At 67.8% G+C, this 6,640-nt stretch carries 6 protein-coding genes; 5 read left to right on the top strand and 1 reads right to left on the bottom strand.

Annotated features, from left to right (window positions below):
• A partial coding sequence (locus RM96_RS16765; RefSeq protein WP_039012189.1) for a mechanosensitive ion channel family protein occupies window positions 1–1,237 on the top strand: 1,237 nt, incomplete at its 5' end.
• Between the two features lie 384 nt (window positions 1,238–1,621).
• Entirely contained in the window at window positions 1,622–2,806 is a 1,185-nt protein-coding gene (locus RM96_RS16770; protein WP_039012181.1) for a helix-turn-helix transcriptional regulator, read from the top strand.
• Window positions 2,807–2,822: 16 nt separating this feature from the next.
• On the opposite strand, the gene RM96_RS16775 is transcribed toward RM96_RS16770, so the two are convergent.
• Entirely contained in the window at window positions 2,823–3,713 is an 891-nt protein-coding gene (locus RM96_RS16775; RefSeq protein WP_039012183.1) for a LysR family transcriptional regulator, read from the bottom strand.
• Between the two features lie 100 nt (window positions 3,714–3,813).
• Between RM96_RS16775 and RM96_RS16780 the strand changes: the two genes are divergently transcribed.
• The 3 genes from RM96_RS16780 to RM96_RS16790 are packed head-to-tail and all read left to right on the top strand — an operon-like array spanning window position 3,814 to window position 6,542.
• A complete protein-coding gene (locus RM96_RS16780; RefSeq protein WP_039012185.1) occupies window positions 3,814–5,061 on the top strand; it encodes a CaiB/BaiF CoA transferase family protein in 1,248 nt (415 codons plus the stop codon).
• Complete coding sequence (locus RM96_RS16785) at window positions 5,058–5,519, top strand: MaoC family dehydratase (RefSeq protein WP_039012186.1); 462 nt, start codon at window positions 5,058–5,060, stop codon at window positions 5,517–5,519. Before RM96_RS16780 ends, RM96_RS16785 begins: the two co-directional genes overlap by 4 nt.
• 33 nt (window positions 5,520–5,552) lie before the next feature.
• Window positions 5,553–6,542 (top strand): tripartite tricarboxylate transporter substrate binding protein, encoded by a 990-nt coding sequence (locus RM96_RS16790; protein WP_039012187.1) that lies wholly within the window; start codon window positions 5,553–5,555, stop codon window positions 6,540–6,542.
• Window positions 6,543–6,640 lie beyond the last annotated feature (98 nt).

Raw genomic sequence — 6,640 nt, forward strand, 5'->3', positions numbered from 1 at the left:
GAATTCCCGCCAACCCCCCCCCGCCATGACCGATCTGCTGCGCCTGGCCGGACAGTCCTGGCACCTGCCTGTGCTGGCGGTGGTGGTGGCATCGGTGATCGCCACCGTGCTTGCGACCGGCCATGCCGACGTCTTCCTCCGGCGCACGGTGGCGTCGGTGGCCCTGTTTGTCGGCGCCCTGCTGCTGACGCTGGTGACCGGGCGCTCGCCCAAGGCGTCCGTGCGCACGCCGCGCATCCGCGACCGGCGGCGGTCGGCCTACCTGCAGCGGTTCGGCAATTTTGCGCTGGCACTGATCCGGGTGCTGGTCTGGGCACTCTTCCTGGAGCTGGCCGCGCGGGTCTGGGGCACTTCCATCCTGCGCCTGGCGGAATCGTCCGCCGCTGGCCGGCACATCACCGAGACCGTGGTCAGCGTCACCGGCACCGTGCTGCTGGCATGGCTGCTCTGGCTGGTGATCGATACCGCCATTACGCAGGCGATGTCGCCCACGCACGGGCGGGGCCCGCAGCCGAGCATGCGGGTCAAGACCATCCTGCCGCTGGTGCGCAATGCATCGTTCGTGGCGCTGCTGGTGATCGCAATGATGGTGGTACTGGCCAACCTGGGGGTCAACGTCACGCCGCTGCTGGCGGGCGCCGGCGTGGTCGGGCTGGCCATCGGTTTCGGCGCGCAGAGCCTGGTGCAGGACCTGATCACGGGCCTGTTCATCGTGATCGAGGATTCGATTGCCATCGGCGACTCGATCGAGCTGCCCGACCACGCCGGCGTGGTCGAGGGCATGACCATCCGCACCGTCAAGCTGCGCGACGGCAAGGGCGCCCTCCATACCCTGCCCTACAGCCAGATCAAGAGCATCAAGAACCTGTCGCGCGGTTATGGCTATGCCGTATTCAACATCGGCCTCAGCTACCAGAGCGACCTGGACCGTGCGCTGGAAGTGATCCGCGCCACCGGCAACGAAGTGGCGCGCGAACACCGCTACGCGCGCAACCTGATGTCCGGCCTGGACATCCTCGGCCTGGACCGTTTCGATCCGAGCGGGCCGGTGGTGATGGCGCAGTTCAAGACACGGCCGCTCGCGCAGGCCGAGATCACGCGTGCCTTTAACGTCCGGCTCAAGCGCAACTTCGACGCCAGTGGCATCCGCATGGCGGCGCCGAGCCTGATGATCCAGGTCGACGGCGGCGCCGCGGAGCTCGCAAGCGCCGAAGTCGCCACTCCCGCACCGAAATGAGCACGAATGCTCACGCAGAAACGGGTACGCTGTCGCTTTTGCGAAACGGCAGGTCCCATTTCAGCCCTGAAGATTTTGCCGGGGCATTACTATCGCTGCACAATGGGCAAGTCGAGCTAGCCGCCGGTGACAGTCGTGTAGCGGCCACTGCCCCCCGACGCGGGGGATAAAAGAAAACAAGATTGTTTGGCATGATTGCCAACGTGCAAGCCGGGTTGACAAAGCAACTGGGGAGTTGCGGAACCGGCGCCGGTGGCAAGCAATTGCTGCGGGAAGCACGGGTCGGATCGGGCCATAAAGAATGCCCGGCCGATACCGATAACAAGACACCACGCCTTGGCAGTGGGGATAAGTAACAGGCGTTTGCCACCGGGGGAAATGAACATGGGCGAACACCCGACTCTCGACGATGACTTTCATCGTCTGGTCGATTCCATCTATGAGTCCGCGCTGGACGTGGCAGCCATGCCCGCCGCCCTCGACCTCTTTTCCCGATATACCTGCACAGGCAGTCCGCAATACCTGATCTGGGACAAGCTCGCCGGCCACGCCCGGCTTGGCGTCACCCCGCACGGTTGCTACACCAGCGGCACCATCCTTCCAGACAGTTTCCAGGCTCCGGCAGAACTTTGCGGAGAACTCTGCGGGAGCGTGCTGATTGAAACACAGGCTTCCGCCTTATCGGCGGCGGGCAGCGCCGCAAGCTGGCAGGACCAGCCCGTCGCATCCGCCGTCGCCGATGGCGAATGCAGCGGCCTCGAACGCGGCTTCCGCCTGATCGACACGGCCGAAGTCTGCGTGCTGATGCGCGGCACCAGCGCCGGCAGCATCAGCGCCGGTCAACGCGAACGGCGGCTGGCGCATATCATGCCGCACTGGGTGCGCGCCGCACGCATGCAGCAGCGCAATTTCGAACTAAGCGGGCTGGCCTCGCTGGGCCTGGCCGGCCTCGACACGCTCGATTTCGGCGTGATGGTCCTGCAGGCCGACATGCGCGTGCGCTACGCCAACAGCTGGGCCGAGGCGATGGTGCAGGCCGACAGCCATCTCTCGCTGGCCGACGGCGTGCTGCGCGCCCACGGCGAAGCGCTGCAGGACGTATTGCGCAAGCTGCTGGACGGTGCGGTGCGCGACCGGGGCGCCGATGCGGCGTCTGGCTCGTGGATGCACATCACTTCCGGCGGCCAGCCGGTGCCGATCATCGTGACGCCGCTGGTCTCGCGCCAGCCGGTCGAAGGGCCGTGGCAATTGCCGGCAGCCATGATGCTGTTCGGCAATTCGGAGTCACGCTCGGTACTCGACGCGGCCGTGCTGACGTCCCTCTTCGGCCTGTCGCGCAAGGAAAGCATCATCGCGATCCGCCTGGCCGCCGGCGAGACGCTCAACGAAATTGCCGAGCGCGAATTCCTCTCCCCGCACACGGTGCGCGTGCATATCCGCGACACCCTGCGCAAGACCGGCACGCATCGCCAGTCTGAACTGGTGCGCCTGCTGCACCTGCTGCCGGGCGTGAACCTGGAGCGCGCCGGCGTCAGCGCTACCGCGCGCCCGCGCGGGCCGCGCGCCTGAGGCAGGCAGCCCCCGGCTACTTCACAGCAACCAGCGCCGCCGCCAGGAAGCGCTGCACCTGCCGGTCGCCGTCGCCGGGCCGCGCCGCCATGGCAATGCCGATGCGACCGGCCGGCCGCGGGCTCGACAGCTTCAGGAAGCGCACCCGCCGGTTCGCATAGCGCGCCGCCACGCTCGGTACCAGCGCCACCCCCAGTCCGCTCTCCACCAGGCTGACGATGGTCTGCACCTGCACCGCCTCCTGTGTCACGCGCGGCACAAACCCCGCCTGCTGGCACAGCAGCATGGCCACGGCATTCAGGTTGGGCACGTCCGCGGCGGGGTACATGATGAATGGCTCGGCAGAGAGCGTTCGCAGCGCGATGGTGTCCTCCTGCGCATGCGGGCTGTCGGCCGGCACCGCGGCGACGAACACATCGCTTTCCAGTGGCGTCAGCGTGTAATCCCCGCTGCTCAGGATCGGGAAGCGGACCAGCCCGGCGTCGAGCTGGTGCTTCTCCAGCCGGTCCAGGATGGCGGCAGTGGTCGATTCGTGCAGGACCAGCTCGATGCCCGGGTGCGCCGCGCGGAACGCCGGGATCAGCTTGGGCAGCAGCGCGTAGGTGGCGGAGCCGACAAAGCCGATGCGCAGCGCGCCGCGCTCGCCCTGCCCGGCCGCCATCGCCGCCGCCCGCGCCTGGCCGGCATGGAACAGCGCCCGGCGCGCGTCGTGCAGCGCCGCTTCCCCGGCCTGCGTCAGCCGCACGCCGCGCGAGGTGCGCACGAACAGCGCGGTGCCCAGCTGCTCTTCCAGCTTGCGGATCGAGATCGACAGCGGCGGCTGCGCCATGTGCAGCCGTTCGGCGGCGCGATGGAAGTTGCCGGTCTCGGCGAGGGCGACGAACTGCTGCAACTGGCGCAAATCCATGGTGATACTCACTGGATATCGGATTCTAAAAAACTAATATTAGACCAGACATGCCGCCCTGATCTACGCTGTGGGCCTTGGAACAAGCTCTGGAGACAGCATGCTGCCGTTAGCAGGCATCCGCGTGATCGACCTTTCCACGGTGGTGATGGGGCCATACGCCAGCCAGTGGCTGGCCGACCTGGGCGCCGAAGTCATCAAGGTCGAGCCGCCCGAGGGCGATTCCACGCGCCGCACCGGCCCGTCGGCCGAAGCCGGCATGGCGGCCATCTTCCTTGGCGTGAACCGCAGCAAGAAAAGCATCGTGCTGGATCTCAAGCAGCCCGGCGCGCAGGCCGCGCTGGACCGCCTGCTGGCCGGCGCCGACGTGCTGATGCACAGCATGCGCCCGCAGAAGCTGGCGGCGCTGGGGCTGGCCCCGGCGGACGTGATGGCGCGCCACCCGGACCTGGTCTACGTGAGCCTGCTCGGCTTTGCCGAGGAGGGCCCCTACGGTGGCCGCCCGGCTTACGACGACATCATCCAGGGCCTGTCGGGCAATGCCGCGCTGATGGCCGCGCAGACCGGAAGCAGCCGCTACTTCCCGACCATCGCCGCCGACAAGACCAGCGGGCTGGTGGCGGCGCTGTCCGTGTGCGCCGCGCTGGCCGGCCGGGCCCGGCGCACGGCCGAAGGCACCGCTGCCAACGGCACCGGCACTATGGTCGAGGTGCCGATGTTCGAATCGATGGTGGCGTTCAACCTGGTCGAGCATTTCTACGGCCGGCATTTCGATCCGCCACGCGGCCCCGCCGGCTATCCGCGCGTGCTGGCACCGCTGCGCCGGCCCTACCAGAGCGCCGACGGCTACGTCTGCATGATGCCGTACACCGACGCCCACTGGCGCGACTTCTTCCAGGCTGCCGGACGGCCGGAGCTGGCCACCGATGCCCGCTTCACCGATATCTCCGCGCGCACCCGCCATATCGAGACGCTTTACGAAATCACCGGCGACATCGTGCACGGGCACACCACCGCCCACTGGCTGGAGTTATGCGAATCGCTGCAGATTCCCGTCGCGAAGATCAACGAGCTGGACGAGCTGACCGAAGATCCGCACCTGCGCGCGACCGGCTTCTTCGAGCCGGTGGAAGACCCGGCCATGGGCACCCTGTGCTTCCCGGGCGCACCGGTTCGCTTTGACAGCCAGCGCTCGCCCATCGGCGTGCCGCCCCGGCTGGGCGAACACACCGCCGGGGTGCTGGCGCAGGCGGGCCTGTCCGCCGGCGAGATCGAAGCCCTGCGCGCCAGCGGCGCCGCATTCTGCGCACCCGCAGCTCCCCCGACCACGACGAAGGAGACCCCATGACCCACACCACCCTGCCGCGCCTCGGCCAGGGCTTCTACTGGCAGGACCTGAAGGAAGGCCAGGCCTTCCGGACCTTCCGCCGCACCGTGACCGAGACCGACCTGGTCAACTTCATTTCGGTGACCGGCATGGTCGAGGCCATCTTCATCGAAGCCGGCTACGAAGCCGGCGCCATCCAGGGCCGCCCGGTGCCGGCGGCGCTGACCTATGCCCTGATCGAGGGCTTCATCCTGCAGACCATGATCCAGGGCACCGGGCTGGCGATGCTGGAGCTGACCCAGCAGATCCATGCGCCAGTGGTGGTGGGCGACACCATCTGGGCCACCGTCACGGTGACCGGCATCCGGCCTACGTCACGCAGTGGCCGCGCGGTGGTGGACTCGGCCATCGAAGTATTCAACCAGCGCAACGAGAAGGTCATGACCTACACCGCACGCCGCCTGCTGGCCGGCCACTGAACCTGCGCACTGCAGCGCCGGAGGAGACAAGAAATGAAGGCAAAGACCCTCGTGAAGTTCCTGGCCGTTCCGACGGCCATAGCACTGAGCAGCGCTTCGCACGCCACCCCGGCAGCGGATGCTGCGGCGTTCCCGAACCATCCGATCCGGCTGGTCGTGCCATTCCCGCCCGGCGGCCCGACCGACCTGGTCTCGCGGGTGATCGCCAAACGCATGACCGAAGAGCTTGGCCAGCAGGTGCTGGTGGACAACCGTCCCGGCGCGAACGGCAACATCGCCGCCGAGATCGTGGCCAAGGCGCCGGCCGACGGCTACACGGTGCTGTACAACACCTCGTCCATCGCGCTCAGTCCCGCGCTCTACAGCAAGCTCACCTATGACGTACGGCGCGACTTCGCACCGGTGGCGCTGACGGCGATGGTGCCGCTCGTGCTCGAGGTCAACGCCCAGATGCCCGTGCACAACGTGAAGGAGTTCATCCAGTACGTAAAGGCCAACCCGGACAAGCTGACCTACGGTTCGGCCGGCAACGGCAACGTGACCCACCTGGCGGCCTTCCTGTTCCTGCAGGCCAACGGCCTGAGCGCGGTGCACGCGCCATACAAGGGCAGCGCGCCGGCGCTGACCGACCTGGCCGGCGGGCAGGTGCAGTTCATGGCGGACACCATCAATTCATCGCTGCCCTTTATCCGCGACAAGCGCATGCGAGCGCTGGCAGTCACCAGCAGCACCCGCAGCTCGCAGCTGCCTGACGTGCCGACCGTGGCCGAGACGGTGATGCCGGGCTTCGAGGTCGGCGCCTGGCAGGGCATGCTGGTACCCGCGAAAACGCCGCCGGAAATTGTGCGCAAGCTGAACGCCGCGACTGTGAAAGCGCTCGCCAGCCCCGAAACGCGCGCAAGCCTCGCCGCGCAGGGCGCCGAGCCGCGCGGTTCCACGCCCGAGGCCTACGGTGCCTACCTGAGCGCGGAAATGACGCGCTGGCGCAAGGTGGTGAAGGACTCCGGCGCCACGCTCGATTGACGGCTTGCTCCCCTCTCCCGCTTGCGGGAGAGGGGCAGGGGGAGAGGGCAGGCCGTTGATATGCCACGGCGCTTCACTTCGTTGACGCGCCGGCCCCC

Origin of the sequence: Cupriavidus sp. IDO (assembly GCF_000812465.1) — a bacterium.
Lineage (GTDB): Bacteria > Pseudomonadota > Gammaproteobacteria > Burkholderiales > Burkholderiaceae > Cupriavidus.

What these genes read in the sequence shown, in the direction of transcription:
- RM96_RS16785 (WP_039012186.1), top strand. Translation starts at nt 5,058, where the DNA reads ATGACCCACACCACCCTGCCGCGCCTCGGCCAGGGCTTCTACTGGCAG.
- RM96_RS16790 (WP_039012187.1), top strand. Translation starts at nt 5,553, where the DNA reads ATGAAGGCAAAGACCCTCGTGAAGTTCCTGGCCGTTCCGACGGCCATA.
- RM96_RS16780 (WP_039012185.1), top strand. Translation starts at nt 3,814, where the DNA reads ATGCTGCCGTTAGCAGGCATCCGCGTGATCGACCTTTCCACGGTGGTG.
- RM96_RS16770 (WP_039012181.1), top strand. Translation starts at nt 1,622, where the DNA reads ATGGGCGAACACCCGACTCTCGACGATGACTTTCATCGTCTGGTCGAT.
- RM96_RS16775 (WP_039012183.1), bottom strand. Translation starts at nt 3,713, where the DNA reads ATGGATTTGCGCCAGTTGCAGCAGTTCGTCGCCCTCGCCGAGACCGGC.